Origin of the sequence: Sphingomonas arabinosi, from assembly GCF_036663715.1 — a bacterium.
Classification (GTDB): Bacteria; Pseudomonadota; Alphaproteobacteria; order Sphingomonadales; family Sphingomonadaceae; genus Sphingomonas.
In genome coordinates, this window is sequence record NZ_JAXOJN010000057.1 from 1 (window position 1) to 1,417 (window position 1,417).

The window sequence follows — 1,417 nt, forward strand, 5'->3', positions numbered from 1 at the left end:
CTAGCATTACAGTTGCATTCTGGTCTTTAAATGTGCGTGGCGGGCGGCCGCTTGATGCGCTCGTCGCCATAACGACCATGCGATGATGTGGGCGGGCGCGATACGGCGTTGGGCGAGCCGGACGGCAATGCGCCGAACCTCTTGTATTGACCAGCGGATCAGCGCCGGAGTGTCGTGCGCATTCTTTTTGGGGGCGTCACTTGGTTTGCATGATGGCGGATCACTGCCATCATGGCGAACGCAAGCATGACCAGCGATACGTGGCGATGCCATCCGTGCCAGGATCGGGTTTCGTTGTGGTCGAGGCCGAGTTCGTTCTTAGTCGTCTCGAAGCTGTCCTCGATCGCCCAGCGGTGGCCTTCAACGTGCACGAGCGCGTCGATCCCGGTCCCCGCCGGGCACCAAGTCGTGAAGAACGCCAGTTCGCCGTCCGTGATATGTCGTCGGATCAGCAAGCCGCGGGTCCACATTCCTGGGCGTCCTTCACCGTAATCGGTAGCCTCGATGTCCGCGAGTTCGAGATAGGCCCAGTCGTGCAGTCTTGCTCCCTTCGTGCCCTCGCCTGCCGACAGGCGATGCCAGGCGGCGGGATCGAGATCCTGTGCGATCTCGCCTGCAGTGCCGAAAACGGCGGGCTTCCCCACCCAGGAGCCAAAGTGATGGTTGGAGCCAACGCCGAGGACATAGCCTTTTCCGGCTCTGCGTAGCGCCTGCTCGACGTCGCCGACGCCGTACACGCTATCAGCGGCGACCCAGGTGAACGGGACGTCGGCTGCAATCGTACGTGCGATCATCTGCACCGCCAAGGCGGGCTTGGTCGCGAACCGCGTCTCCATTGGAACATGGGCCGCATCCATGCGCTCGCTGTCGCTCGTCCAAACCTTCGGCAGGTACAGCGCCCGGTCGATAAAGGCGTGACCGTGGTGCGAGACATAGGCGGCAAAGACGCCGATCTGGCAGTTGGTGATCTTGCCCGCAGACCCGGTGTATTGGCGCGAGACACCACACGACGCCTTGCCCTGCTTGAGGAAGCCCGTCTCGTCGATCACGAGCACCGCATCCTCGGCAGCCAACGTGTCGACGACATAGTCGCGTACGATATCGCGCAGCGCGTCAGCATCCCACCGACCGCGGCCGAGGATTGCCTGCTGCCGCCACGGTCCCGGATCGCCTGCCGCTTCAGCACGCATCCAGCCGGTCTTGCGCCGCTCGTCGCCTAGCAGTCCGTCCAGGAACAACCCTGCAGATGCCGCGACACGTTCCTGCGTGAACAAACCCCGCATCCGCGCCTTCACATCACGCAGCGAAGTCGCCCAAAGCTCCAGCGTCGTCTCAATCGATGCGCCCGTCATCCACAGTCTCCTGCCATGGAGACCCATTGATTCAGACTTCGATCAAATGCGCAACTGTAATGCTA

1 protein-coding gene is annotated in these 1,417 nt (G+C 62.4%); it reads right to left on the reverse strand.

The window, feature by feature from the left end:
• Positions 1-158 precede the first annotated feature (158 nt).
• Entirely contained in the window at positions 159-1,352 is a 1,194-nt protein-coding gene (locus tag U1708_RS20620) for an IS701 family transposase (protein WP_183938023.1), read from the reverse strand.
• Between the last annotated feature and the right edge of the window lie 65 nt (positions 1,353-1,417).

What these genes read in the sequence shown, in the direction of transcription:
- U1708_RS20620 (WP_183938023.1), bottom strand. Translation starts at nt 1,352, where the DNA reads ATGACGGGCGCATCGATTGAGACGACGCTGGAGCTTTGGGCGACTTCG.